We start from the raw sequence: 25,225 nt of genomic DNA on the forward strand, positions 1-25,225 counted from the left end.
CTCCCCCTGGCGCGGTAGTTCGGCCCCAAGTCCGCCAGCCTCCTAGCGCGGCCGCAGCGGGCCGAGCAGATCCTTCAGCCCGTTGTGGTCGATCTCCTGCATCAGCGCGAGCAGGCGGCCGATCTCGCCGTCGGGAAAGCCCTCGCGCGCGAACCAGTTCAGGTAGTGGCCGGGCAGGTCGGCGATCACGCGGCCCTTGTACTTGCCGAAGGGCATCGTGCGGGTCACCAGCAGGCCAAGGTCTTCCGCCTTCATGTCAGCTCCGGCCGAAGCTTGCGGTTCAGGCGTTCGTTTGATGGTGCATCTTGCACGGAGGCAGGGACGCGCCCGGGCCACAGGGCGCCGGGCGCGGACAGCTGACACACGCAGTCCGGACGTTCGGCAATGCCCGGGCCGTTCACGCCTGGCTTCACACCGCCGCCAGCGTGCGCACGCCGACCGCCACGAACTCCACCGCCAGCGCCGCCAGCACCAGGCCCATCAGCCGGGTCATGATGTTGAGCCCGGTCTGTCCGGCGAGCCGGCTGATCGGGCCGGCCAGACGCAACGTGCCCCACACCACGGCCCCGATCACCGCACCGATCAGTATCATCACCGCCAGTTCCCACCAGTGCTGGGCGCGTTCGGCGTAGATGATCACCGTGCTGACCGTGCCGGGGCCGGTGAGCAGCGGAATGGTCAGCGGCACCACCGCAATGCTCGAGCGCTCTGCGGCTTCGTGCTCTTCCTCCGGCGTGGTGCGGGTGCGACCGGGCTCGGCGTTGAACATCTTGAACGCAAGAAAGAACAGCAGGATGCCGCCGCCGACCTGGAGCGACGCGATCGAGATGCCGAACAGCCTCAACAGCATCTCGCCAAACAGTGCGGACACCGCAATCACGATCGCGGTGGCGATCGACGCGGTGTAGACCGTGCCGCGCACCTGCTGCGGGGTCTGCGCGGCGGTGAGGCCGAGGAACAGCGGGATCGCCCCGAACGGGTTGATCAGCGCGAGCAGGGTGATGAAGACCTTCAGCGTTTCCATGGTGTGGGTTCCGGTGCGCGGACGGCCGGCGATCCGGCCCGCCCCTGCGCCGCGGAGCATAACGCATCCGCCCCCGCGCCGAGCCGATGCGCGGGTTGACGCTGGGCGACAAGCCCCCTACCGTGACCACGACCTGAATGCACCCAACCACCGCCGAGGCTGACATGGCCCGCATCCACCCCGAAGGCTGGCGCCATCTCCCGAGCAGCGGCGCGCGCGGGCGCGAGCTCGCCACCCTCGCCCTGCTCGCCGAAGGCCTGAGCGACGACTACAGCATTTTCCACGGCCTGCACTGGACCCGCGCCGAGGGCCGGCACGCGGTATTCGGCGAGATCGGTTTCGTCGTGCTCGGCCCCGACGGGCGCATCCTGCTGATCGAGCAGCAGTCCGGCTTTCTCGACGAGACCGAGGCCGGCCTGCTGCGCCCCGGCAAGCGCCGCAACCGCGAGATCAACCTCGACCTCGCGCGCACCGCCGACGCCCTGCGCACGCGCCTGCGCCCGCTGCTCGGCGACAGCGAGCCGATGCTGGACACCGTGCTCTACTGCCCCGACTACACCGTGCGCCAGCCGGGCACCGCGGGGCTGGACCCGGCACGCATCGTGGATGCGACCCGGCGCGCGCAGCTGGTGAACATCGTGCGCACGCTGTGCACGCCGGACATCGACACCCCGCCGGCCGCCGCCGCGCACCGCCCCGAACTCCACCGCTTCTTCGCCGAGGTGCTGGAACTGGTGCCCGACGTGCAGGCGCTTGCCGGCCAGGCGGTGGCGCTGACCACCCGGCTGTCCGGCGGGCTGGCCGAATGGGCGCGGCGGATCCGCCTCGAACCGCATCGCCTGCGTGTGACCGCCACCGCCGGCAGCGGCAAGACCCAGCTCGCGCTCGCCGCCTACAGCGACGCGCTGACGGCCGGGCGACGCCCGCTCTACGTCTGCTACAACCGCCCGCTGGCCGACCATTTTTCGCGCATCGTGCCGCCCGGCGGCGAAGTCGCCACCTATCATCAGCTGTGCGACCGCCGCCTGCGCGCCGCCGACCGCACCCCCGACTTCTCGGCGCCGGACCGCTTCCGCCGCATGGAGACCGACTTCGCCGCGCTGGTGGCGTCCGACGCCGACGACCCGGGGTGGCGCTTCGACGAGCTGATCGTGGACGAGGGCCAGGACTTCACCGAAGCCTGGCGCGACACCCTGCTCGCGCTGCTCACCGCCGACGGCCGCGCGTGGTGGCTGGAAGACCCGCTGCAGAACCTCTACGGCCGCGCACCGGTCGCGCTGCCGGGTTGGGCCGGGCTCACCGCCGACACCAATTACCGCACCCCGGCCGACGTGCTCGAGCTGCTCAACGCCCGTCTGCCGTTGCCGACCCCGATCGTCGCCGGCAGCCCGGTGGCCGACAGCGAACCCGAAGTGCTGCCGTGGCACGACGACGCCGGGCTGATGGACGCCACCAAGCGTGCGATCACCCGCGCCATCGGCCTCGGCTTCCGCCGCGACATGATCGCCATCGTCACCTACCGCGGCCGCGAATACTCGCGCTTCACGCCGCTGACCCACCTCGGCCCCCACCGCCTGCGCGCCTTTCGCGGCCGCTACGACCTGTTCGGCGAGGCCGAGTACAGCGACGGCGACCTGCTGATCGATTCGGTACATCGCTTCAAGGGTCAGTCGGCGCCGTGCGTGATCTTCACCGAGATCGACTTCGACAAGCTCGACGAGCTGGCCATGCGCAAACTCTTCGTCGGCGCCACCCGGGCGACGATGAAGGTGATCTTCGTCGCCTCGGAACGGACGGCGCCGATGCTCGCGCCGCCAGCCGGCGCATGACCCCGGCCGCTGCGGCCTGCCGACGGCGCGATCGACCGATGACGCCGCATCCACTCAGCCCAGCCGATCTGCATTAAAATCATTTGTCATTTGTCATTTCTCTGCCGCAGCGGCGCGGCTCCCCCTGACTCGGCAATCCCGATGCCGGTGCAGGGGCACGTCACGCACCGCTGACACCATCCGCGGCCGTGCCCGGCCGCAACACGACGAGCGAGACACGCATGAGCGAAATCAGTCGGGTAGCCTCATTCGGCAAACTCAACTGCCTGGTCTACAAGGCGATGGAGAGCGCCACCGTATTCTGCAAGCTGCGGGGCAACCCATATGTCGAGCTCGAGCACTGGCTGCAACAACTGCTGCAGACCGAAGACACCGACCTGCATCGCATCGTGCGCCATTTCGAACTCGACGCGGCCCGCCTCGCCGCCGACATGACCGCCGCGCTCGACCGCCTGCCGCGCGGCTCGACCTCGATCTCCGACCTGTCGTCCCATCTCGACACCGCGGTCGAGCGCGGCTGGGTCTACGGCTCGTTGATGTTCGGCGAGCGCCAGGTGCGTAGCGGCCACCTCGTCGTCGGCATGCTCAAGACGCCCTCGCTGCGCAATGCGCTGATGGCGATCTCGCGCCAGTTCGAGCGCGTGCGGGCGGACGTGCTCACCGAGGAGTTCGCCACCATCGTCGCCGGCTCGCCGGAGGAGCAGCTCACCGCGCGCGACGGCTCGGCCGGCCGCCCCGGCGAGGACAGCGGGGCGATCGCACCGGCGCAGATGGGCAAGCAGGAGGCGCTGCAGAAGTTCACCGTCGACCTCACCGCACAGGCCCGTTCCGGCACCATGGATCCGATCGTCGGCCGTGACGAGGAGATCCGCCAGGTCATCGACATCCTGATGCGGCGCCGCCAGAACAACCCCATCCTGACCGGCGAGGCCGGCGTCGGCAAGACCGCCGTGGTGGAAGGGTTCGCCCAGCGCATCGTCAAGGGCGACGTGCCGCCGGCGCTCAAGGACGTGACCCTGCTCACCCTCGACATCGGCCTGCTGCAGGCCGGCGCCAGCATGAAAGGCGAATTCGAACAGCGCCTGCGCTCCGTGATCGAGGAAGTGCAGGCCTCGCCCAAACCGATCATCCTGTTCATCGACGAGGCCCATACCCTGGTCGGCGCCGGCGGCGCAGCGGGCACCGGCGATGCCGCCAACCTGCTCAAGCCGGCGCTCGCGCGCGGCACGCTGCGCACGGTCGCCGCCACCACCTTTGCCGAGTACAAGAAATACTTCGAGAAGGACCCGGCGCTGACCCGGCGTTTTCAGGTCGTGCAGGTCGACGAGCCCTCCGAGGAGAAAGGCGTGCTGATGCTGCGCGGCGTCGCCACGATGATGGAGAAGCATCACAAGGTGCAGATTCTCGACGAAGCGCTCGAGGCCGCGGTCAAGCTGTCGCACCGCTACATTCCCGCACGCCAGTTGCCCGACAAGGCGGTGAGCCTGCTCGACACCGCCTGCGCCCGCGTCGCCATCAGCCTGCACGCCACCCCGGCCGAAGTCGACGACAGCCAGCGCCGCATCGAGGGGCTGGACACCGAGCTCGCGATCATCGGTCGCGAAAAGGCGATCGGCATGGACACCACCGAGCGCGAGACCCTGTGCAACGGCTTGCTTGCCGCCGAACACGAACGCCTCGGCGGGCTCGAGCAGCGCTGGCAGGAAGAAAAGGCACTGGTCGACCGGTTGCTCGCATTGCGCGCCAGACTGCGCGACGGCAGCAAGCCGGTGGAAGGCACCGGCAGCACGCTCGAAGCCGCCACCGATGCGGCCACCCGGCCCACCGGCGGAACCGGCACTGGCGACGGCGCCCCCGCTGCCGAACCGGAAAAAACCCGCGACCAGCTCCTCGCCGAACTGATCGACGTGCAGACCCGCCTCGCCTCCCTGCAGGGCGAAGACCCTCTGATCCTGCCCACCGTCGATTATCAGGCGGTGGCCGCGGTCGTCGCCGACTGGACCGGCATCCCGGTCGGCCGCATGGCCCGCAACGAAGTCGAAACCATCCTCAAGCTCGCCGCCAATCTGGGCAAGCGCGTGATCGGCCAGGACCACGCCATGGAGATGATCGCGAAGCGCATCCAGACCTCGCGCGCCGGACTCGACAACCCGAACAAGCCGATCGGGGTGTTCATGCTCGCCGGCACCTCGGGCGTGGGCAAGACCGAAACCGCCCTCGCGCTGGCCGAGGCGCTCTATGGTGGCGAGCAGAACCTGATCACCATCAACATGAGCGAATTCCAGGAAGCACATACGGTGTCGACGCTCAAAGGCGCGCCGCCGGGCTATGTCGGCTACGGCGAGGGCGGCGTGATGACCGAGGCGGTGCGGCGCAAGCCCTATTCGGTGGTGCTCCTCGACGAGGTCGAGAAGGCGCACCCGGACGTGCACGAGATCTTCTTCCAAGTGTTCGACAAGGGCTTCATGGAAGACGGCGAAGGCCGCTTCATCAACTTCAAGAACACCCTGATCCTGCTCACCACCAATGCCGGCACCGAGCTCATTACCGACATGTGCAAGGACCCGGACCTGATGCCCGATCCCGACGGCCTGGCCAAGGCGCTGCGCGACCCCTTGCTGAAGATCTTTCCGCCGGCCCTGCTCGGTCGGCTGGTGACGATTCCCTACTATCCGCTCGGTGACGACCTGCTCGCGCGCATTGTCAGACTGCAGTTGGAGCGGATCCGCAAGCGCATCGAGACCCACCACAAGGTGCCCTTCGAGTACAACGACGACGTTGTCCAGCTGGTGGTCAAGCGTTGCACCGAGACCGAATCCGGCGGCCGCATGATCGACGCGATCCTGACCAACACCATGCTGCCGGATCTGTCACGCGAGTTCCTGACCCGGATGATGGGCGGCGAGCCCATCAAAGGGGTCAGTGTGGGTGTTGGCAAGGCCGACTTCAGTTATGTCTTTGCTTGATTGACGGCCGCAGCAGAAGCGGAAGATGCGACCAGCGGGGGCAATGCAGTACAGAAGACGCAGCCCCAGTTCAGGCACGACCCCGCGATCAACCAGTTGCGCCGTCATCAAGTCACGCAGACCTTTCGATCCCGTCGTATATGCCCCCTGACCCGGACAACAGTATCTACTGCTGTTTGCCGAGATGCATGAGATAGGCGACAAGCTCCCAGATCTGCTCGGCGCTGTAGGCATTGCCCCATGGCGGCATCACGTCGGCGCCACGCCGCCCGTTGGTGATCGTGTGGAAGGCCTGGTCCGCCGGGAGGTCGGTGCGGCCGCGGAAATCCGGCGCCCGGCCGCCGACGCCTTCGTGCCCGTGGCAGTATCCCGCGCAGTTCTTGTTGAAGCGGCGACGTCCGGCCGCAATGCGCGCCTCTTCGGTCAGGTCGAAGGGGGCTGCCGTGCCGGCGGCAGGGGTCGAGACCTCGGGAACCGGGTTGGCCGGTGCCACCGCCGCGCAGTCGAAGGCGATGCAGGCGAACATGATCGGTACCGCCTGGCGCCGTAGCGTAGCCCACGCCGATGAGAGACGCCCCGCCGTGCGGGGCGCAAGGTGCTGTCCTTGGGTCATGATTTCAGTCCTGTGGTGTTCGATCCGGCGGGTGCGACCCCAGGGGCCGCACCCGCCGACAGGGGCTCGGGCAGACTCAGTCCCCCGAATCGAGCGTGAACGCGATCAGTGCGGCGCCCCCGCTCAGATCCTTGATCCGTGGAAAGGCGCCGGCGAGAAAGCCCGGTGCGTGCGAGCCGAGACCGGTCGGCACGACGATGTACTGGCGGCCGCCGGCGGCATAGCTGACCGGGCCGCCACGGATGCCGGAGCCGGCACTGAAGCGCCACAGCTCGGCGCCGTCGTCGGCGTCGTAAGCATAGATCCTGCCCTCCATGTCACCGGTAAACACCAGCCCGCCAGCCGTGGTCAGCACACTCGACAGGGGCGGAAGGTCATAGCGCAGGCTCCACTTCACCTTGCCGGTGATCGGGTCGCGCGCGTCCAGGCGGCCGTGCGGTGCATCACCGGGCGGGGGCACGAGCTTGATCTCCTCGATGCCCAGCGACAGCGAGGCGATCGACTTGAGGTCCTCGGGCAGGTCCTTCGCCGCGACCACGTCGTTGCAGACCTCCATGGCATGCGAGTACCACAATCCCGTTCCGGGGTTGTATGCGCCGTGGTTCCAGCTGCGTGCGCCGAGGAGATTGGGACAGAAGTTGACCCGTTTGCCTTCCTCGGGATAGACCGGATCGATCAGTGCACCGGTCTTGCGGTCGACGCCCTTCACCCAGTTCACGTTCTTCGCGAACTGCCACACGTCATGAAGGGCACCGTTGTCCTTGTCCATCACGAAGACAAAACCGCCCTTGTTGAGATGGACGATCACGTCCTTGCCGTCCTTCTTCACCATCAGCGCTTCATAGGCGGAATCGAAATCCCACGAGTCGTGCGGCACTTCCTGCCTCGCCCACTTGAGCTTGCCGGTCTTCGGGTCGAGTGCGAGGAGACTGGCCGTATGCTTGTTGTCGCCCTTGCGCTCCTTGTTGTAGTAGTCCGGGGCCGCGTTCGAGGTGCCGATGTAGATCGTGTCGGTGCGCGGATCGTAGGTCCCCGGCATCCACGCGCTGCCGCCGCCGGTCTTGCGGCTGTCTCCCGGCCAGCTCGCGGCGTCGTCCTTGAGGATCTCGAAGTTCCACAGGGGCTTGCCGGTATCGGCATCGACCGCATGGATCTTGCCCATGATCGGCTGATCGCCGCCGGTCGTGCCGCCGAACAGGACATTGCCCGCCAATTGCGGCGGTGCCGAGAACAGGGCGCCGTACTGGTCCTTGAGATTGGTGAGCTGGGTCGCCCACAATTCCTTGCCGGTCTTCTGGTCGAGCGCGATGAAGCGTCCGTCCAGCGAGCCGATGTAGACCTTGCCCCGGCCGACGGTCACACCCCGGCTGGCGGCGCCGTAGAAGACCTCCCTGGTCAGCGGATCGAGCTTGGGCGCGTAGTGCCACAGGGTCGCCCCGGTGGCCGCATCCACCGCCCAGACGTTGTTCTCGGCCGAGATGTAGTACAGCACGCCGTCAATGACGATCGGGGTGGCCTGCAGGCCGTGGGTGATATTGCCCGGCTGGTGGATCCAGGCCACCTTGAGCTTGGCGACGTTGTCCTTGTTGATGGCGTCGAGCGGGCTGAAGCGCCAGGCATTGAAGCTGCGGTGGTATTGCGGCCAGTTGTCGGGGTCGTCGTAGCCCGGACCGCCCTCGGCATGGGCCGGCAGGGCGTACACCAGGGTCGCGGAAAGGGCTGCCAGCAGCGCGCTGGCGATCGGCATGGTTTTCATGATTTTTTCCTGGTCTCTGAAGGGTCGGCTCACCACACGTAGGCGTACTTGAGGTTGATGCTGTCGGTGAGCCCGTGGTCCTCGCCGCTGACCCCGCGCGAGTAGCGCACGGTGATCGACTGGTTGCCGTAGTAGCTGAAATACACGCCCACACCGGCGGTGGTCTCCCGGCTGGCGGCCACCTTCACGCCGGTGGCATCGTTGGTCCACGAACCCTGGCGCTCGTAGTCGAGCGCGATGAAGGGCTCGACCGAAGCGCTGAGCTTGTAGCCGACCCGGTGATTGGTGTGGAACAGGGTGGCCGGGCGCGCATCGGCCGCGGTGGATTCGCCGAAGAACACGAAGCCGGCATCGGCGGTGTAGCTGAAGTGCTCGGACTGCACGTCCCAGAACAGGCTGGACAGGTTCTTCCAGCCGTCGCCGCCACCGACGTCCTTGTTCCCCACCGGGATCTGGAAGAAGCTCTGGAAGCCGAGGGTCGAGTTCGGCGTCGGTTTGTACCAGATCGCCGGGCCGGTCAGCGGATCGCCGAGACCGCTGTTCGAACTATTGGTGGCGTCGTTGCTCACCCCGACCTCGGGCAGGATCACCTCGTAGGCCAGGCCGATATCCGGATTCGACTCCGGCGACCAGAAGCGCACGTACTTCGACAGGCCGACGATGGTCTTCGTCTTCGCCGCGGCACGCCTGTCGTCCCCGCTGCCGTCCCACACCCGCGCGCCGTCCTGGAAGGTGGCGTACTGCACGAAGACATTGAAGGGCTTGAACCCGACCGGCAGGTCGTACTCGTGCGGACCGATCACGTCCAGGGTGACTTGGGCGTGGACAGGCAGCGCCACGGCCATCGCCGCGCAAAGGGTGAGCAGCGGAAGCGCGCGCATCGATGCGCGGCGCAGACGGGGGGTGTGGATGTGCATGGGTGTCTCCTTCTAGTTTTCGTGCAAAGGGATGAACTCGGCGCCGCGGACCTCGCTCCGACCGGAAACGGTTCGCCGCCCGCCAGACTGCGTCATTGCACTTTCGATGCCATGCCGCCGGCCCTATAAGAATCAACACCTTAGCCATTGCATCGCGTCGCACGGCGGTCGCATCTGTTGCGCCCGGCGCGCGACAGGTGTCTCTCGCGCTGCGACAGTCGGCCGCCCGTAAAGCACCGGGGCGACCTGCACGAGCCCTCCTTGTTCCGCACGAATTCCTTGCTTTTCAAGGCATTGAAAACCCCGCGCAAGCGCCGAGGCGGTGATGGCACCGAAGTTGCGATGTCGCTCCAGGCGCGGTGCCGAAACGGGGCGACGAAGGGCAGCAAGCCCGACTGCAGTGGTAACTCACACGAAAGGGCGCACCTGTGCAGGCGGCGCCTCCGTTCGACCACGCAGGACGGCACGCGCAGGTGGCACCCGTTCGCGTCGCCGCCGCCGGAAAACAACAATGGAGACACCCCAATGAGCAGCACTTCCACATCGCAGCACTGGCTGGGTCGATTCGCACGCGCCTTGCGCGTGGCGCCGATCATCGGCCTCCTCGCCACGCACGCGCTGGCAGCCGCCCCCGCGCCACAGACCGAGCCCGAGCCCGAGCCGCCGCTGGGCGTCAATGTGCTCGCGACCACGTTCAAGTGGCGTCCGAACCATGTGTCCGACGACATGCTGATTCATGCCGACAAGGATGCGAACAACTGGCTGCACTACGGCAAGGACTATCAGGGCACGCGCTTCAGCGCGCTGCGCCAGATCACCCAGGACAACGCGACGAAGCTGGTGCCGAAGTGGAACCTGTCGTTCGGCGTGACCGATGCGCAAACCAGCCAGACCACTGTCGTGAATGGGCGCATCTACGTCACGGCGAGCCAGAACAAGGTGTTCTCGGTCGACGGTGCCAGCGGGCGGATCATCTGGAAGTACGAGCGCTCGCTGCCCGGCGACCTCGGGTCGCGGCTGTGCTGCGAAGCGGTGAATCGCGGCGTCGCGGTATACAAGAACATGGTGTACATGGCGACCCTCGACACCCATGTCGTGGCGCTCGACAACACCACCGGCCGCGTGGTGTGGGAAGTGAAACTGGGCGACTACACCAGCGGCGAGATCTACACCTCGATGCCGCTGGTGGCCAACGGCATGATCATGGTCGGCAACTCCGGCGGCGACGTCGGCGGCAACGCCGGCAAGATCACCGCGCTCGACCCGGACACCGGCAAGATCCTGTGGCAGACGCACACCCGCCCGATCAGCGACGAGGACCCGGTGGCCAAGACCTGGGCCAACGAGTCGTGGCGCACCGGCGGCGCTTCGGCGTGGCTCACCGGCAACTACGACCCGAAGACCAGGACGGTGTTCTGGGGCGTCGGCAACCCGGCACCCGACTTCGACCCGCGCGTGCGCGCCGGCGACAACCTGTACAGCAATTCGACGCTGGCGCTCGACGCCGACACCGGCAGGATCAAGCACCACTTCCAGTACACGCCGAACGGTGCGTGGGATTACGACGGCAACAACGAAACCATCCTCGTCGACGATGAGATGGGCCGCAAGGTGTGGCTGCATGCGGACCGCAACGGCCACGTCTATTCCATCAACCGCGACAGCGGCAAATGCAACTGGGTGGTGCCGATCGCGCGCGTGAACTGGGTCAAGGAGTTCCGCGACAACTGCCGTCCGGTGGTCAACCCGGACAAGGTGCCGGCCTATGACAAGGTGGTGACCGACATCGCGCCGATTCTCGACGGCGGCAAGGAATGGCACCCGGCCGCGTACAGCCCGCTGACGAAGCTGCTGTACGTGCCCTTCATCGACAGCTCGATGGACATCCAGGCGAAGAAGACCGAGTGGAAGCGCGGCGAGTGGTTCCTGTCGTCGAAGGTGCTCAAGGCCAACCCCTACACCGGCGGCGTCAAGGCGTTCAATGCGACCACCGGAGAGCTGGTGTGGACGCGCCCGCAGAGCACGCCGGCCACCAGTGGCCTGGTGGCGACCGCCGGCGGCGTGGTCTTCTCCGGTGACGCGGAAGGCTTCTTCGCCGCAATGCGCGACGACACCGGCGAGACGCTGTGGCGCTACAACGTCGGCAGCGGCATCCACGGCAATCCGACGACCTATACCGTCGATGGCAAGCAGTACGTGGCGGTGGTCTACGGTCCCGGCGGCGGCAGTCTGTGGCCCTTGGTGTATGGCGAGTTGTTCAAGCACCAGAACCGCGGCGGCGGAATGATGGTGTTCGCGCTGCCAGATTGACCTACCGAACAGGGACGCTTGCTGCTTCTGCGCGAGCGCCCCGAGGGAGAATTGCCGTGAACAATTGGGCACGAACAGCACTGGCTTGTCTGCTTGCGTGGAGCGCGTTCGCCGCGACCGCGGCAGTCGAACTCACCGCCTGCGTGAGCGAGGACAATGCGCCGTTCTCGTCGTCGGGCGCGGGCGGCATCGACGTCGACATCGCCACCGAGATCGCGCTTCGCCTCGGACGCAGCGCACGGATCACGTGGGTCGAGATCCCGAACCGCGGCGGGCTGGGCAAGGCGCTGCGCCAGTCGATCGGCGCCGGGCGCTGCGACCTGTTCCTCGGCGTCGCGGTCGGTGACGGACCGAACGAAGATCTGATTGTGCAGCGCCTGACGGCGTCCGCCCCGTACATGACCGCGGCCTACGTGCTGGTCGGGGCAAAAGGCGGAGCCGTCCGCAGCGCCGAGGACGCCCGAAGGGCGGAACGCGTCGGCGTGGTGAGCGCGACGCCGGCGGACCTCTACCTGTACCGAACCGGGTATCGACGGCTGCCGTTCGCCGACAACCCGGCGCTGCTCGCGGCACTTGCCGCAGGCGCGCTCGACGCGGGCCTGGTGTGGTCTCCGGCGCTCGCGAGCGCGCGTGCTCAGGGTTTCGAGTTGTGGCCGGACGCGGTTCTTCGCGCCCCGCTCGACGACCCGAGCCTGCATGCCGGCTTCGTCGTCGCCACCCGCCAGCCGGACACCTCGCTGGCGACGCAGGTCGATGCCGCACTCGCCCAGATGCGCGCCGATGGCTTCATCCAGGCGGTGCTCGCACGCCACGGAATGCCCGCGCCGAACGTCGGGCGCTAACCCCGCACCGGCCCACCCACGGGTCGGCTGGACCGGAATTCACAGGACAAAGGAGTTTCTCGGATGACTCTGAATCGAATTTTCCCGTCGCCGCGCGGCGCCTCGCTCGTACTTCTTCTTGCCGGCGCCCTGTTCGCCCTTGCCTGCGTGCCGGCGGCCCACGCGTTCGGCGTCAACGTGCCGGACACCGCCAACCCGCTCGCAGGCAGCAGCGAGGCAGCGCGCAAGGGCGAGGAGCTATTCGGGCGCAACTGCCAGCAGTGTCATAACACGCGGGGGCACGGCGGAAAATGCCCGCAGCTGGTGCGTGGGGCCTGGGGCCCGGGCGGCGCCAACTCCGACGCGTTCATGCACGACATCATTGCCAACGGGCGGGCGGGCACGCAGATGGGGGCCTTCGGTGCGGCGCTGGGCGCCGAGGAGATCTGGCAGATCGTCGCCTTTCTGCGCGAGGAGGCCGTGCGCGTGAAAGCCGACGACGAGGCGCACGTCGACGACGAGGAAGACCTCTGGTATTGACGATGGACTGGCATTAGTCAAACCGTCTTCATGGAAGGGGCCGCGTGACGCGGCCCCTGCTCCTTTTGGGGGGCGGCTTGCTGTCGCCGATCTGCGCACCCACGCTCCAGTCGGAGCACTGGCCACCTTTCCGCCAGCCCCCGGATCATGCAAACAGGGCAGGGCAACCGAGGTCTCCGGGTTCAATGCCCCAGGCGGCACATCCAGTCGCACGACGGTCGCATCTGGTGTGCCCGCCGTGCGACAGGTGTCGCCCGCGCTGCGACAGTCGGCCGCCTCGCAAAATACCGGCGCGCCCCGCCGCAACGCCCGTCATCGAACAGGAACTCCTTATTTTTCAGGGCCTTGAATACATTCACCGCGACTCGGAGCGGCGATGGCACCGAAGTTGCGATGGCACTCCCAGACGCGGTGGCGGAGTGGGGCAAGGACAGGCAACACAGCGACCCCCGACCCCGACCACTGCGCAACCAGACTACCCAATCGACGAGGAGGCTTGCAGCGATGGAAGCGACAACCGAACAACTGCTGTGGATGTACGAGAAGATGATCGAGATCCGGGAGTACGAAGAGACCATGTCCCGGGTCTATCTCGAAGCCAAGCTCCCGCCAAGGATCCAGAAGGGCCTGGCCTTCGACATCGGCGCCGGACCGGTGCCGGGCGAGATGCACCTGGCCGCCGGCCAGGAACCGGTGGCGGTGGGCGTGTGCGTGCATCTGCGCCGTGACGACACCGTGGTCGGCGCCCACCGCCCGCATCACTTCGCGATCGCCAAGGACGTCGACCTCCACGCGATGACCGCCGAGATGTACGGCAAGGTCACCGGGCTGGGTCGCGGCAAGGGCGGCCACATGCACCTGTTCGACCCGACGGTGAAGTTTTCCTGCAGCGGCATCGTCGGTGCCGGCGCGCCGCAGGCCTGCGGTGCCGCGCTGGCGGCGAAGAAGCGCGGCACCGATCAGGTCGCGGTCGCCTTCTTCGGCGAGGGCGCGGCCAACCAGGGCGCCTTCCATGAGGCGCTCAACCTCGCCGCGCTGTGGAAACTGCCGGTGATCTTCGTGATCGAGGACAACAAGTACGGCATCTCGGTGGAAAAATCCGCGTCCACCTCGATCGCCTCGAATGCCGACCGCGCGGTGGCCTACGGCATGCCGGGCGTACTGGTGGAACGTAACGACGCGCTCGCGGTGTTCGAGGCAGCCGGCGAGGCCGTGGCACGTGCCCGCCGCGGCGAGGGCCCGACCCTGATCGAGGTCAAGACCGACCGCTACTTCGGCCACTTCCAGGGCGACCCGGAAACCTATCGCCCCAAGGGCGAAGCCAAGGAGCTGCGCCAGCACGACCCGATTCCGGCGCTCGGCGCACTGCTGCGCACCCGCGAGCTGCTCGACGACGACGCCGACGCCGCGCTGCGCGCGCGCATCTCGGTCCGCGTCCAGGCCGCCTACGACTTCGGCCGCAGCAGCCCCTATCCGGAGCCCGAGGACGCGCTGCTGCACGTCTTCAGCGCCTGAGCAATCCGCGCCGGGCCGCCGCGGGACGCGTGCCCGGCCCCCCACCGAACCAGGAGACCACGATGACCACTGCAACCACCGCCGCCAAGGTCCGCACCCTGACCATGGCGCAGGCCATTTCCGAAGCGACCGCACAGGAGATGGAACGCGACCCCCGCGTCTTCGTCATGGGCGAGGACGTCGGCAAATACGGCGGCATTTTCAGCGCCACCACGGGCTTGCTCGACCAGTTCGGCCCCGAGCGGGTGATGGACACCCCGATCTCGGAGACCGGCTTCATGGGCGCCGCGCTCGGTGCCGCCGCCGACGGCCTGCGGCCGATCTCGGAGCTGATGTTCGTCGATTTCTTCGGCGTCTGCTTCGACCAGATCTACAACCACATCGCCAAGAACCACTACATGTCGGGCGGCAACTGCAAGTACCCGCTGGTGATCACCACCGGCATCGGCGGCGGCTACAACGATGCCGCCCAGCACTCGCAGTGCCTGTACTCGATCTTCGCCCACGTGCCCGGGCTCAAGGTGGTGGTGCCGTCCAACGCCTACGATGCCAAGGGCCTGATGACGAGCGCGATCCGCGACGACAACCCGGTGGTCTTCCTCTACCACAAAGGCATCATGGGCCTGTCCTGGATGTCCTACTTCGAGGGCAGCACCAACGAAGTCCCCGAGGCGCAATACACCATCCCGTTCGGCGAGGCCAAGATCGTGCGCGAAGGCTGCGACGTGACCATCGTGACCCTGTCGCAGATGGTGCACAAGTCGGTGCTGGCCGCCGACAAGCTCGCCGCGGAAGGCATCTCGGTCGAGATCGTCGATCTGCGCACCCTGGTGCCACTCGACCGCGCCACGGTGCTGAAGTCGGTGCGCCGCACCGGCCGCCTGCTGGTCGCCGACGAGGACTACCTCAGCTACGGGCTGTCGGGCGAGATCGCCGCGCTGGTCGCCGAGAACATCGACACCGTCCATCTCAAGGCCCCGGTGCGCCGCCTCGCGGTGCCCGACGTGCCCATCCCTTTCAGCCGTCCGCTCGAACAGTTCGCCATCCCCCAGGTGGACAACATCGTCGCCAGCGTGCGCGGCCTGATGACTTTCAAACTCGCTTAACCAGTAACCCCAGAACCAGGAGAAACACATGATCGACATCATTCTCGACGACGCGGTATGGGCCGACGTCGATGAAGGCACCGAAGCGCTGCTGCAGGAATGGCAGGTCAAGGAAGGCGACACCGTGGAGGCCGGCCAGGTGCTGGCGGTGGCCGAGCTGGTGAAGACCAGCCACGAGATCTTCGCCCCCGCCGCCGGCCGCGTGGCCGCGCTCAAAGTGCCGGAGCAGGACACCTTCGCCCGTGGCGTGGTGCTCGCGCAACTGGAGGGCTGAACGATGAGCGCGACCGTGGCGGCAAACGCCGCACCCTCGACCTCGGCTGCCCCCGCCGCCACCCCCCAGGCCGGGCCCCAAACCGTGGCGCTGACCGGCCTGCGGGGCGCAATCGCGCGCAACATGACGCAGGGCTGGCAAGTGCCGCGGGTGGCGCACTCGGTGGACGTGGACCTGACCCGGGTCGAAGCCGTGCGCGCCGAGCGCCAGGCCGCGGGTGAGAAACTCAGCCTCAATGCCTTCGTGCTGCGCGCGGTGGCGCTGGCGCTGCGCGCCCACCCGCGGCTCAACGCCCTGATGCGCGAGAAGGAAGTCGAGCTGGTCGAGGACATCAATCTCGGCGTCGCCGTCAGTCTCGACGACGGCCTGATGGTGCCGGTGATCCGCAATGCCGATACCAAATCGGTGGCCCAGCTCGCCGCCGAGACCCGTCAGCTCGCCGAGGGCGCCCGTGCCGGTGCGCTCACCGGTGGCGCCTACCAGCGCGGCACCTTCACCGTCACCAATCTCGGCGCGACCGACGTCGATCGCTTCAGTCCGATCATCAACCCGCCGCAGGTGGCGATCCTCGGCGTCGGCCGCACGCTGCAACGTGCAGTGGTCAAGGACGGCGCCATCGTCGCCGCAGCGGTCGCCAATCTGACCCTGGTGTTCGACCACCGTGCGGTCGATGGCTACCCGGCGGCGCTCTTTCTCGGCGAACTCGCCCGTCGCCTGGAACACGCGGAGTTCGACTGATGCGCATCGCCGCCCTTGCCACCGCCACCGGGCACCGCGCCGATCCGGCACACCCCGGCACCGCGCTGACCGTCGCCCCCGCGGCCACCGAGCAGGACTGGAACATCCGCCAGCTTGCGGAACCGGTCGGCACACCGCGCGTGCGGGTATGGACCTATCCGGCGCCAGGGGTGGTGTTCGGTTGCGCGCAGGCGGCGCTCCATGGCGAGGCGACCCAGGCGGCCCGTACCGACTGCGAACTGGTGCAGCGCCGCGCCGGCGGCGGCGCGGTGCTGGTGGGGCCGTGGATGTTGTCCTCGTCCATCGTGCTGCCGTCCGACCACCGCCTGCTGGCCGGCGGCACGGTGACGAGCTATCGCTGGCTGGGCGCGCTGCATGCCGGGCTGCTGCGCGATTTCGGCGTGCCGGCACATGCGCTGGCACCGGACGAACTCGCCCGCCGGCCGGCCGACCCGAAGCTGGCGTGGGCGTGCTTCGGCGGGCTGTCGCCATGGGAGGTGATCGCCGACGGCCGCAAGATCGTCGGCCTCGCCCAGCTTCGCCGCCGCCACGGCGTGCTGCTGACCACCGGCACCCTGCTCCATCGGCCCGACTGGGCGCTGCTGTGCCGCGCGCTCGACCGCCCCGACGACGACGTCCGCCGCCTCGATGCCGTCACCACCTCGTGCGCCGAGCTGCTCGATACCGGCGTGCATGTCGAAACCCTCGCCGACGGCCTGCAGCAGATGCTCAGCGACGTGCTCGGCGACATCGAGGAGGACGACAGCGCCTGACACCCGCCCATCCCGCCCCCCGCCCCACCGAGAAAGGCCGCACCCCGGCCGCCATAAGACCCAGGAGACAAGCATGAGCAACCCTAATTCGCGCCCCCCGATGCGCATCGTCGAAAAACGGATCGCCCTGAGCCGCCGCGGCTTCCTCAAGGGCGGCGGCATGGCCGCCCTCGGCGTCGGAGCACTATCGACAGCCACCCTGATGACGCCGGCCCGCGAGGCGCTTGCCGAGTCGTTCAAGGTCCTCGGTGCGGCCACCGGCAAGACCTTGCTGGTGCTGGCGCGCGACATCTTCCCCCACGACCGCATCTCCGACCGCTACTACCTGCAGGCGCTCGAACCGCTGGAAGCGCAGGCGGCCGCCGACGACCAGCTCAAGACCCTGCTCACCGACGGCGTCGCCGCGCTCGACCGCCTGGCCAAACTGCGCTTCAAGAAGGCCTATGCCGAGCTCGCAAAGGAGAGCGAGCGCGTCAGTCTGCTCTATGTGATCGAGCACGGCGCCTTCTTCCAGAAGGTGAAGGGCCATCTGGTCACCGGCTTCTACGACAACAAGGCGGTGTGGCCGCTGTTCGGCTACGAGGGCTCGTCGTGGGAGAAGGGCGGTTACATAAATCGCGGCTTCGACGACATCGACTGGCTGGGGAACGGCGCCTGACCCGGCGCCACCGCATAAAACAACATAACGGAGACAGACAATGAGCGCGAAATTCTCGCTGGACGACGACAGCGTGGTGGTGATCGTCGGATCGGGTGCGGGTGGCGGCACGCTGGCCGACGAGCTGACCAGTCGCGGCGTCAACGTGGTCATCCTCGAAGCCGGCAAGCACTACACCCAGGCCGATTTCGAGAATGACGAATGGGCGATGTTCAAGAAGATCTCGTGGCTGGACAAGCGCGTGTCGGCCGGCGGCTGGCACCACACCGAGACCTATCCCAACCTGCCGGCGTGGATCGTCAAGGGGGTGGGCGGCTCGACCATGCACTTCTCTGGGCTGGCGCTGCGTTTCCTGCCGCACGACTTCAGGACCCGCAGCACCTATGGCGAAGTCAAGGGTGCCAATGTGCTCGACTGGCCGCTGAGCTACGACGAGCTGGCGCCCTACTACGACATCGCCGAACGCAAGATGGGCGTGGCCGGCACCAAGGCCAGCGGGCTGCCGGAGATGCCGCCCAACAACCACTACAAGGTGATCGCCGCGGGCGCGAAGAAGGTGGGCTACACGGACATCGGCCGCCCGGTGGCGTCCAACACCCGCCCCAACGACGGCCGCCCGGCCTGCCAGCAGATCGGTTTCTGCATGCAGGGGTGCAAGATCGGCGCCAAATGGTCGACGCTGTACTCGGAAATCCCGCGCGCGATCGGGACCGGCCGCGCCGAACTGCGCCCGCAGAGCATGGTGCTGAAGATCGAGCACGACAAGTCCGGCAAGGCCAGCGGCGTGCTCTATGCCGACAAGGACGGCCGCCAGCACCTGCAGAAGGCGCGCGTGGTGTGCGTGGCCGGCAACTCGATCGAGTCGCCGCGGCTGCTGCTCAACTCCGCCTCCAGCCAGTTCCCGGACGGCCTGGCGAACTCCTCCGGCCAGGTCGGCCGCAACTACATGAACCACACCACCGCCGCCGCGGTGTCTATCCACAAGGGGCCGGTGTACATGTACCGCGGCTTCGACATCGCCGCGGTGATCTCGGATGAAGCGCAGTTGAATCCCGACCGCGGCTTCCTCGGCGGCTACCACCTCGAAGGGCTGGCGCTGCACCTGCCCTTCACCGCCGCCTTCATGAAGCCGGGCGGCTGGGGCCGCGAGGTCACCTCCGCCCTCGACCAGTACGACCACATGAGCTGCGTGTGGGTGTGTGGCGAAGACCTCGCACAGGAAGAGAACGGCATCAGCCTGCACCCGACCGAAAAGGACCAGTACGGCCTGCCGATCCCGGTGGTGACCAAGACCGACCACACCAACGATGCCGCGATGCGCCGCCATGGTCTGGTGCAGTGGCGCAAGGTCTCGGAAGCGGTCGGTGCCACCCGGGTGATCGACATGCCGCCCTATCCGGCGAGCCACAACATGGGCACCAACCGGATGAGCGTCAACGCCCGCGACGGGGTGGTGAACAAGTGGGGCCAGACCCACGACATCAAGAACCTGTTCATCTCCGACGGCAGCCAGTTCACTTCCAGTTCGGCGGCCAACCCGACCCTGACCATCGTCGCCCTCGCCGTACGCCAGGCCGAGCACATCGCCGGCGCCATGCAGCGGCGCGAACTTTGAGCCTCACCGTGCCGGCCTCATCCACGACCGCATCGGCCACCCCGGCCGGCACCTCCAACCACAACAATCCGGAGACATCCATGAAACCCAGCAAGCGAATCCAGCACCTCCTGTCGGCCGCCGCCGTCACCGCGACCCTCGCCGCCAGCCTGGCAGCGGCCAGCCTGCCCGCGCAGGCCGCGCCGATTCCCGGCATGCGTGGCATCCAGCACATCGGCATCACGGTGCCGAACATGAAGGACGCGGTTGCCTTCTTCAAGGACGTCCTCGCCTGCGAGCCGTCGTTTACCTTCGGCGCGTTCAAGTTCGAGGACGACTGGATGACGCGTCACCTCGATGTGCATCCACGCGCGGCGATCAGCGACTTCCAGATGGTCCGCTGCGGCAACGGCACCAACCTCGAGGTGTTCGAATACACCGCACCCGACCAGAACCGGCGCGGCCCGCGCAACAGCGACATCGGCGGCCATCACCTCGCGTTCTACGTGGACGACATGGACGCCGCAGTGGCCTATCTGAAGGGCAAGGGCGTCCGCGTGCTCGACACCCCGAGCACCTTCACCGAAGGCCCGGCGGCGGGCCTGACCTGGGTCTATTTCCTCGCCCCGTGGGGCCTGCAGCTCGAACTCGTCAGCGCGCCCAAGGGTATGCAGCACGAGGCGGCGCTGCAGCGCAAGCTGTGGGATCCGCGTTTTCCCGCCAAGTGAGCCCATCGGCGGCCATCGCATGGTCGCCGACACGCCCGGGCACGTTGCGCAAGGTGCGCGTCCGGGTCATCCGTTTTCATGCCTGACTCCCTCCTCCAGGCGTCTTGCGGGGCGCGCTCCTTGGGCCGCCCCGCCCTTTTTTTGTTGAGCCACAGGTAAGGGAGGAGTAACTTGTACGGTGACGCACAGAGACCGGAACACGGTCCGCAACCGGGCAACTCGGCAAGACTGCCCGCAGGAGGAGACAAGATGCTGGCACCATCCCAACGGGAGCACATCGATCACGTGCTTGCCGTATCGCAGACGGGTGCGCCCGCGACCGATCCAATCCGCAGTTCGTGGGTACGCTGCATGCGCGACTATGGGCTCGATCCCTGCCGCCCCACGCGCGCGCACATCGTCGAGCATGCGCGCCTGCGCGAGCATCAGGACCACATCGAGGAATTTCTCGGCGTCGCCCGCACCGGCATGGAACAGCTGTACAAGCGCATGGCCGGCATCGGCTACGTGCTGCTGCTCACCGACGCCCACGGCATCGCGGTCGACTTCATCGGCAACGATGCCTGGGCGCGCGAACTGAAGCAGTCCGGGCTCTACCTCGGCGCCGACTGGAGCGAGAGCCGCGCTGGTACCTGTGCGGTCGGTACCTGCATCGTCGAGAAGGCGCCGATCACGGTCCATCACGCCGACCACTTCGACGCCACCCACATTGCCCTGACCTGCAACGCCGCACCGCTGTTCGACCCCACCGGCGGCTTTCTCGGCGTGCTCGATGTATCCGCGCTGACCTCGCCCTCGCCACGCGACAGCCAGCACCTGGCACTGCAGATGACCACGATGTTTGCGCAGATGGTGGAGGATGCCAACTTCCTGCGCTATTTCCGCGATCGCTGGGTGCTGCGCCTGGGGTCGGCGTGGTCGATGGTGGACGTGTCGGGCGAGATCATGCTCGCCTTCGATGCCGACGGCATCATCGTCGGCACCAACAGCGGCGCACGACGCGCCTTGCGGCCTCTCCGTGGTGCCGATGGCGACGCCCTGACCGGACGCCCGCTGGGCGAGGTCTTCCGCGAAGGCATGGACGCGATCTGGCGTATTGCCCGCGCCGGCTTCTCGGCCGATCGCACCGCGCTGTCGACCGACAGCGGCGAGGTCTATTACGGTGCCGTGCTGCAGCCCCGGGTGGCGCCCCGGCACCCGACCTCACCCGCCGCCATCGCGACCACCAGTGCGCCGGCGCTCGAACGCCTCGCGGGCAACGATCCGCAGATGCAGCGCCTGATCGCGCAGGCCGCACGCCTGGTCAATCGCCCGGTGAACATTCTGGTCCATGGCGAAACCGGTACCGGCAAGGAGGTGCTCGCCAAGGCCCTGCATGAATCGAGCACGCGCGCCGCCAAGCCCTTCGTGGCGGTGAACTGCGCGGCCATTCCCGAATCGCTGATCGAAAGCGAGCTATTCGGCTACACCGCCGGCGCCTTCACCGGCGGGCGCAGCAAGGGCATGCGCGGCCTGATCCAGCAGGCGGATGGCGGCACCATCCTGCTCGATGAGATCGGCGACATGCCGCTGCAGCTGCAGACCCGGCTGCTGCGTGTACTGGCCGAGCGTGAGGTGCTGCCGCTGGGTGCCGAAAAGCCGGTGCCGGTGAACCTCACCGTGGTCGCCGCCTCGCACCGCGACCTGCGCAAGCTGATCGCCGAAGGCAGCTTCCGCGAGGATCTGTACTACCGCCTGTGCGGTGCGATCCTCTACCTGCCGCCGCTGCGCGAGCGTCGCGACCGCGACTATCTGATCGATTTGTTGCTGGTGGCGGAAGGCGCCGAAATGGATAGCAGCGCCACCCTGACACCGGCTGCGCGCGCGGCGCTGGTCGATTATGACTGGCCGGGCAATGTCCGCCAGTTGCGCAACGTGCTGCGGTTCGCGCTCGCCGTGTGCGACGGCAGCACGATCACGCCGGACGACTTGCCGGGCGAGCTGATGTCACCATCGGAAAGCGGTCGCTTCGCGCCCGAAAGCGCCCCCGAACCGACGCGCAACGAGGCCGGCGACCTGCAGGCGGCGCTGCGCCGCCACCGCTGGAACGTGACCGCGGCCGCCGCCGAACTGTGCATCTCGAGAGCGACGGTGTACCGGCAGATGAAACGCTACCGGATCGTGCCGCCCAATCAGGTCTAGCAATTCCGCACCGCAACCCCGCTACCCCGGTGCAGGTGGGCGCGGCGTCGCCCGGGGGGTGAGGGGTGCGATGCCGCAACCGTGGCGCTCAGCTCAGGTGTGCCGCAAGTGCGAGCACGGCCTGTTCGCGATCGCCGCCGCCGTGTGCCCATTCGGGATGGGCGCGGGCGGCGCGCAACACCTCGGGCAGCGGGCCCTTGCGCCACGCAGCGGTGACGGGCTCGCGCGAGCGCTCGAGCGCATCCATCATCTCGATCGGCGCCATCGCCGCATGTCCCCGGCGCTCGAGCGCCGCCAGCAGCTGGCGCTGGCGCAGTGCCACCAGGCGCAGGATGCTGTCGTCCACGGTCAGTTCGCGATCCCCCCGCAGGCGGGCCGCGATGCGTTCGCCATAGTGGCCGACGGTCTGCCACAGGCTGCCGGCAATCGCACCGAGCGCTGCCGCGGCACCGAGGGTGAGGCCGCCGGCCATCAGGTCGATTCCCACCCCGGCGGCGGCGCCGGCGGCGGCACCGGTGCCGAGGCGCACCCCCATCTGGCGCAGGGTTTCCGGATTGAACAGATCATCATCCCAGCGCCCGGCCGTCAACGGCAACGCGGCCGCGCGGGCATCGTCGGGGCGGAAGCGGTAAAGCTGCAGCAAGGCGTCGACGCAGGTCTGTTCGCGCTGGCGCACGGCATCACGCAGCTGCGCCACCGCCGCCTGCAGGCTGGCGTCGGATGCATCGCCGACACGGTCATGGCGGGCCGCGAGGTCGATCAGCAATTCGGCCACCAGCCGCCGCGCGGCCACGCGCCGGGCATCGGCTTCACGCGCGCGATCGGCGATCAGGGCTTCGAGCGCCGGACGGTGAGCGTGGACGAGCGTGGCCAGGGTGTCGAACAGGCGACGCTCGCCGTCGAGTTCCGGAACGACGGTATCGAAGCGGACCACCGCATGCAGGCCGAGACGGGCGAGCGCGGCATGCCAGGCGTCGGTACGGACCGCATCCGAGGCGACGAAGTTGAGCACCGGCAGCAACGGGCGGGCGCCCGCGGCAAGCAGGGCGAGTTCGTCCTTGTGCTTGGGCAATACCGGATCGCGGGCATCGACCACATACAACGCGGCGTCGCTCGCGAGCAAGGCGCGCAGGACCTTGGCCTCCTGTTCGAAACGGGTGCCTGCCTCGGCAGTGGCGAGGAAGCGGGCGATGCGATCCGGCCCATCCACGCGCTCGCCCGGTGCCACCAGACCGTCGATGAACTCCAGCAGGGCGATGGCGTCCTCCATGCCCGGGGTGTCGTAGAGTTCGACCACCGGATGGCCATCGGCCATCAGCCGCAGCCCCTCGACATGGCGGGTGGTGCCGGCCGCATCCGACACCTCGCCGAAGCCGGCATCGCGCGCCAGGGTGCGCAGCAGCGAGGTCTTGCCGGTATTGGTGTGGCCGACCACGGCGACCCGCAGCAATGCACTCATGGCACGGCCTCGAGCCAGCTGGCGACCGCCGCCTGATCCTGCATCAGCGCCGCGGACGGAACCCCGAGCCGGGTCAGGCCTTGCTGCCACAGGCCCACCCGATCGGCACGGATACCATCCGCCGGCAGGGCCCAGAGCCGGGTTTCGCCGGCGCGGCCGACCAACTCGGCAATGAGGCCCAGACTGCCACGGTCAGGCGTCTGGCGCGGATCGATGGCAATCAGCAGGCGAGCGGGCGGCTCGGCGTCGAACAGGCCGAGGGCGGCACGACGTTGCTCGCGGCTGTCGAGCCGGCCGCCATCGATCGCGCGGCCGGCACAAGCCGGTGGCGGCCACGGCAGGTCGTCGCCGAGTTCGAGCGCGACCATGATCGCGGCCCCGGCCTTGAGAGGACGCCCTGCATGCCGGACCGGTCGCGACCACGCGGCCGGAGCCGGGTCGCTGACACCCATGCGCTCGCTCGCGGGCAGCAGCTCGGCGCGCAGGCGCAGATACTCGGTCCGGGTGAGATCGAGGCGCAGGCGCCTGACCCCGATCCGCCACCACAGCGCACAACCCGCCGTCAGGAGCAGGCGCGGCAACACGCCGTAGGCGAGCAGGCAACCGAGCAACCAGCCCGACCACGCCCGGCGTCCCGCTTCGCCGGCCCCGACGGCCTCGCCGCTGGCCATCACCAACGCGGCATCGGGGACCGGAAAACCGAGCCAGGCCGGCACCGCCCCCAGCACGGTGGTAAGCGAGACGAAGGCATCCGCGGGCAGGATCGTCGTCTCCCACACGAAGCCGTAGCGCCGGGTGGCGAGCAGGATCAGCATGCCGGCGGCGGCACCGGTCAGCGCCAGCAGCCACAGCAGGTGGCTGACCACGCCCAGGCCGTAGATCGCCAGGCGCCCGCGGGTGAGCAGCCCGGCCAGGGCCAGCGGCAGGTCGGCGGCGGCGGGGCTGCGGTCGAACATCGCCACCAGGCGCAGCCAGACCGCACCGAGGGCACTCCCGCCCGCCATCCCTCCACCACCACCGATCATGGTGCCCGACAGCCACAACAGCAGGCTGAAGAGATGCACGCCGAGCAGACCACCCAGGGTCCACACCACATTGACCGGGCGGGCGCCGTCACCGAGCACGGCCGCCGCGGTGCCTGCGCCCAGCATCAGCGCCAGCAGACCCGCCGCCAGCAACACCAGTCGTGTCCGTCGGCGCCAGCGCAGGATGGCCTGGCGCCAGCCCGGGCCGACGCCGAGCACCTCGGCCCGGCGGCAGATTCGGGCTTCGAGATCGGGCGGGGCAGCGCGCGCGTCGTCGATCGCGGCAGCGTCGTCGAGGCGGCCGTGTCGTGCCTCGTGGCGACGAACGACTTCGGCCAGCCAGCGGCTTTCGAGCGCGGAAAGGGGGCGGTCGGGCGGGTGCGAAGGGGGCACGCGGC

Annotated in this window: 21 protein-coding genes; 14 read left to right on the forward strand and 7 right to left on the reverse strand. The window is 68.1% G+C overall.

The window, feature by feature from the left end; translation table 11 throughout:
* Positions 1 to 42 precede the first annotated feature (42 nt).
* Positions 43 to 255: a DUF3820 family protein gene (locus AC3A35_RS12075; protein ID WP_487436347.1), complete on the reverse strand. Its 213-nt coding sequence runs from the start codon at positions 253 to 255 to the stop codon at positions 43 to 45.
* Positions 256 to 409: 154 nt separating this feature from the next.
* A complete protein-coding gene (locus AC3A35_RS12080; RefSeq protein ID WP_487436348.1) occupies positions 410 to 1,024 on the reverse strand; it encodes a MarC family protein in 615 nt (204 codons plus the stop codon).
* A 164-nt stretch (positions 1,025 to 1,188) separates the two neighbouring features.
* On the opposite strand from AC3A35_RS12080, the gene AC3A35_RS12085 reads away from it, so the two are divergent.
* A complete protein-coding gene (locus tag AC3A35_RS12085) occupies positions 1,189 to 2,853 on the forward strand; it encodes an ATP-binding domain-containing protein (protein ID WP_487436349.1) in 1,665 nt (554 codons plus the stop codon).
* Between the two features lie 221 nt (positions 2,854 to 3,074).
* Positions 3,075 to 5,819 (forward strand): type VI secretion system ATPase TssH, encoded by a 2,745-nt coding sequence (tssH, locus tag AC3A35_RS12090; RefSeq protein WP_487436350.1) that lies wholly within the window; start codon positions 3,075 to 3,077, stop codon positions 5,817 to 5,819.
* 166 nt (positions 5,820 to 5,985) lie between these two features.
* Here tssH and AC3A35_RS12095 read toward each other — a convergent pair whose 3' ends face one another.
* From AC3A35_RS12095 to AC3A35_RS12105, 3 genes are all read right to left on the reverse strand, one after another.
* Positions 5,986 to 6,432, reverse strand: a complete 447-nt coding sequence (locus tag AC3A35_RS12095) for a c-type cytochrome (RefSeq protein ID WP_487436351.1) — start codon at positions 6,430 to 6,432, stop codon at positions 5,986 to 5,988.
* A 76-nt stretch (positions 6,433 to 6,508) separates the two neighbouring features.
* Positions 6,509 to 8,188 carry an outer membrane protein assembly factor BamB family protein gene (locus AC3A35_RS12100; protein WP_487436352.1) on the reverse strand — a complete coding sequence of 560 codons (1,680 nt, stop codon included), beginning with the start codon at positions 8,186 to 8,188 and terminating at the stop codon, positions 6,509 to 6,511.
* Between the two features lie 29 nt (positions 8,189 to 8,217).
* Positions 8,218 to 9,105 (reverse strand): transporter, encoded by an 888-nt coding sequence (locus AC3A35_RS12105; protein ID WP_487436353.1) that lies wholly within the window; start codon positions 9,103 to 9,105, stop codon positions 8,218 to 8,220.
* Between the two features lie 525 nt (positions 9,106 to 9,630).
* Between AC3A35_RS12105 and AC3A35_RS12110 the strand changes: the two genes are divergently transcribed.
* From AC3A35_RS12110 to AC3A35_RS12165, 12 genes are all read left to right on the forward strand, one after another.
* Positions 9,631 to 11,415 carry a PQQ-dependent dehydrogenase, methanol/ethanol family gene (locus AC3A35_RS12110; protein ID WP_487436354.1) on the forward strand — a complete coding sequence of 595 codons (1,785 nt, stop codon included), beginning with the start codon at positions 9,631 to 9,633 and terminating at the stop codon, positions 11,413 to 11,415.
* 56 nt (positions 11,416 to 11,471) lie between these two features.
* Positions 11,472 to 12,257 carry a transporter substrate-binding domain-containing protein gene (locus AC3A35_RS12115; protein WP_487436355.1) on the forward strand — a complete coding sequence of 262 codons (786 nt, stop codon included), beginning with the start codon at positions 11,472 to 11,474 and terminating at the stop codon, positions 12,255 to 12,257.
* Between the two features lie 63 nt (positions 12,258 to 12,320).
* A complete protein-coding gene (locus AC3A35_RS12120) occupies positions 12,321 to 12,776 on the forward strand; it encodes a c-type cytochrome (protein ID WP_487436356.1) in 456 nt (151 codons plus the stop codon).
* Between the two features lie 504 nt (positions 12,777 to 13,280).
* On the forward strand, positions 13,281 to 14,291 hold the full coding sequence (locus tag AC3A35_RS12125; RefSeq protein WP_487436357.1) for a thiamine pyrophosphate-dependent dehydrogenase E1 component subunit alpha: 1,011 nt from the start codon (positions 13,281 to 13,283) through the stop codon (positions 14,289 to 14,291).
* A 62-nt stretch (positions 14,292 to 14,353) separates the two neighbouring features.
* Complete coding sequence (locus AC3A35_RS12130) at positions 14,354 to 15,397, forward strand: alpha-ketoacid dehydrogenase subunit beta (protein ID WP_487436358.1); 1,044 nt, start codon at positions 14,354 to 14,356, stop codon at positions 15,395 to 15,397.
* 28 nt (positions 15,398 to 15,425) lie between these two features.
* Positions 15,426 to 15,671: a lipoyl domain-containing protein gene (locus AC3A35_RS12135; protein WP_487436359.1), complete on the forward strand. Its 246-nt coding sequence runs from the start codon at positions 15,426 to 15,428 to the stop codon at positions 15,669 to 15,671.
* Positions 15,672 to 15,674: 3 nt separating this feature from the next.
* Entirely contained in the window at positions 15,675 to 16,409 is a 735-nt protein-coding gene (locus AC3A35_RS12140) for a dihydrolipoamide acetyltransferase family protein (RefSeq protein WP_487436360.1), read from the forward strand.
* Positions 16,409 to 17,182, forward strand: coding sequence for a lipoate--protein ligase family protein (locus AC3A35_RS12145; protein WP_487436361.1), 774 nt, complete (start codon positions 16,409 to 16,411; stop codon positions 17,180 to 17,182). The genes AC3A35_RS12140 and AC3A35_RS12145 overlap by 1 nt, the downstream gene beginning before the upstream one ends.
* 73 nt (positions 17,183 to 17,255) lie before the next feature.
* Entirely contained in the window at positions 17,256 to 17,840 is a 585-nt protein-coding gene (locus tag AC3A35_RS12150; RefSeq protein ID WP_487436362.1) for a twin-arginine translocation signal domain-containing protein, read from the forward strand.
* Positions 17,841 to 17,880: 40 nt separating this feature from the next.
* Positions 17,881 to 19,455: a GMC family oxidoreductase gene (locus AC3A35_RS12155; RefSeq protein WP_487436363.1), complete on the forward strand. Its 1,575-nt coding sequence runs from the start codon at positions 17,881 to 17,883 to the stop codon at positions 19,453 to 19,455.
* Positions 19,456 to 19,535: 80 nt separating this feature from the next.
* Complete coding sequence (locus tag AC3A35_RS12160; RefSeq protein WP_487436364.1) at positions 19,536 to 20,162, forward strand: VOC family protein; 627 nt, start codon at positions 19,536 to 19,538, stop codon at positions 20,160 to 20,162.
* Positions 20,163 to 20,411: 249 nt separating this feature from the next.
* Complete coding sequence (locus tag AC3A35_RS12165) at positions 20,412 to 22,343, forward strand: sigma-54-dependent Fis family transcriptional regulator (RefSeq protein ID WP_487436365.1); 1,932 nt, start codon at positions 20,412 to 20,414, stop codon at positions 22,341 to 22,343.
* Between the two features lie 88 nt (positions 22,344 to 22,431).
* Here the strand turns inward: AC3A35_RS12165 and AC3A35_RS12170 are convergent, their stop codons facing one another.
* Positions 22,432 to 23,802, reverse strand: a complete 1,371-nt coding sequence (locus AC3A35_RS12170) for a GTPase/DUF3482 domain-containing protein (protein ID WP_487436366.1) — start codon at positions 23,800 to 23,802, stop codon at positions 22,432 to 22,434.
* Positions 23,799 to 25,220 carry a DUF2868 domain-containing protein gene (locus AC3A35_RS12175; RefSeq protein WP_487436367.1) on the reverse strand — a complete coding sequence of 474 codons (1,422 nt, stop codon included), beginning with the start codon at positions 25,218 to 25,220 and terminating at the stop codon, positions 23,799 to 23,801. Before AC3A35_RS12175 ends, AC3A35_RS12170 begins: the two co-directional genes overlap by 4 nt.
* Positions 25,221 to 25,225 lie beyond the last annotated feature (5 nt).

This window comes from Azoarcus sp. Soil_N_20, assembly GCF_057656155.1.

Coding starts and splice junctions, on each gene's coding strand:
- AC3A35_RS12075 (WP_487436347.1), bottom strand. CDS start 255: ATGAAGGCGGAAGACCTTGGCCTGCTGGTGACCCGCACGATGCCCTTC.
- AC3A35_RS12080 (WP_487436348.1), bottom strand. CDS start 1,024: ATGGAAACGCTGAAGGTCTTCATCACCCTGCTCGCGCTGATCAACCCG.
- AC3A35_RS12085 (WP_487436349.1), top strand. CDS start 1,189: ATGGCCCGCATCCACCCCGAAGGCTGGCGCCATCTCCCGAGCAGCGGC.
- tssH (WP_487436350.1), top strand. CDS start 3,075: ATGAGCGAAATCAGTCGGGTAGCCTCATTCGGCAAACTCAACTGCCTG.
- AC3A35_RS12095 (WP_487436351.1), bottom strand. CDS start 6,432: ATGACCCAAGGACAGCACCTTGCGCCCCGCACGGCGGGGCGTCTCTCA.
- AC3A35_RS12100 (WP_487436352.1), bottom strand. CDS start 8,188: ATGAAAACCATGCCGATCGCCAGCGCGCTGCTGGCAGCCCTTTCCGCG.
- AC3A35_RS12105 (WP_487436353.1), bottom strand. CDS start 9,105: ATGCACATCCACACCCCCCGTCTGCGCCGCGCATCGATGCGCGCGCTT.
- AC3A35_RS12110 (WP_487436354.1), top strand. CDS start 9,631: ATGAGCAGCACTTCCACATCGCAGCACTGGCTGGGTCGATTCGCACGC.
- AC3A35_RS12120 (WP_487436356.1), top strand. CDS start 12,321: ATGACTCTGAATCGAATTTTCCCGTCGCCGCGCGGCGCCTCGCTCGTA.
- AC3A35_RS12125 (WP_487436357.1), top strand. CDS start 13,281: ATGGAAGCGACAACCGAACAACTGCTGTGGATGTACGAGAAGATGATC.
- AC3A35_RS12130 (WP_487436358.1), top strand. CDS start 14,354: ATGACCACTGCAACCACCGCCGCCAAGGTCCGCACCCTGACCATGGCG.
- AC3A35_RS12135 (WP_487436359.1), top strand. CDS start 15,426: ATGATCGACATCATTCTCGACGACGCGGTATGGGCCGACGTCGATGAA.
- AC3A35_RS12140 (WP_487436360.1), top strand. CDS start 15,675: ATGAGCGCGACCGTGGCGGCAAACGCCGCACCCTCGACCTCGGCTGCC.
- AC3A35_RS12145 (WP_487436361.1), top strand. CDS start 16,409: ATGCGCATCGCCGCCCTTGCCACCGCCACCGGGCACCGCGCCGATCCG.
- AC3A35_RS12150 (WP_487436362.1), top strand. CDS start 17,256: ATGAGCAACCCTAATTCGCGCCCCCCGATGCGCATCGTCGAAAAACGG.
- AC3A35_RS12155 (WP_487436363.1), top strand. CDS start 17,881: ATGAGCGCGAAATTCTCGCTGGACGACGACAGCGTGGTGGTGATCGTC.
- AC3A35_RS12160 (WP_487436364.1), top strand. CDS start 19,536: ATGAAACCCAGCAAGCGAATCCAGCACCTCCTGTCGGCCGCCGCCGTC.
- AC3A35_RS12165 (WP_487436365.1), top strand. CDS start 20,412: ATGCTGGCACCATCCCAACGGGAGCACATCGATCACGTGCTTGCCGTA.
- AC3A35_RS12170 (WP_487436366.1), bottom strand. CDS start 23,802: ATGAGTGCATTGCTGCGGGTCGCCGTGGTCGGCCACACCAATACCGGC.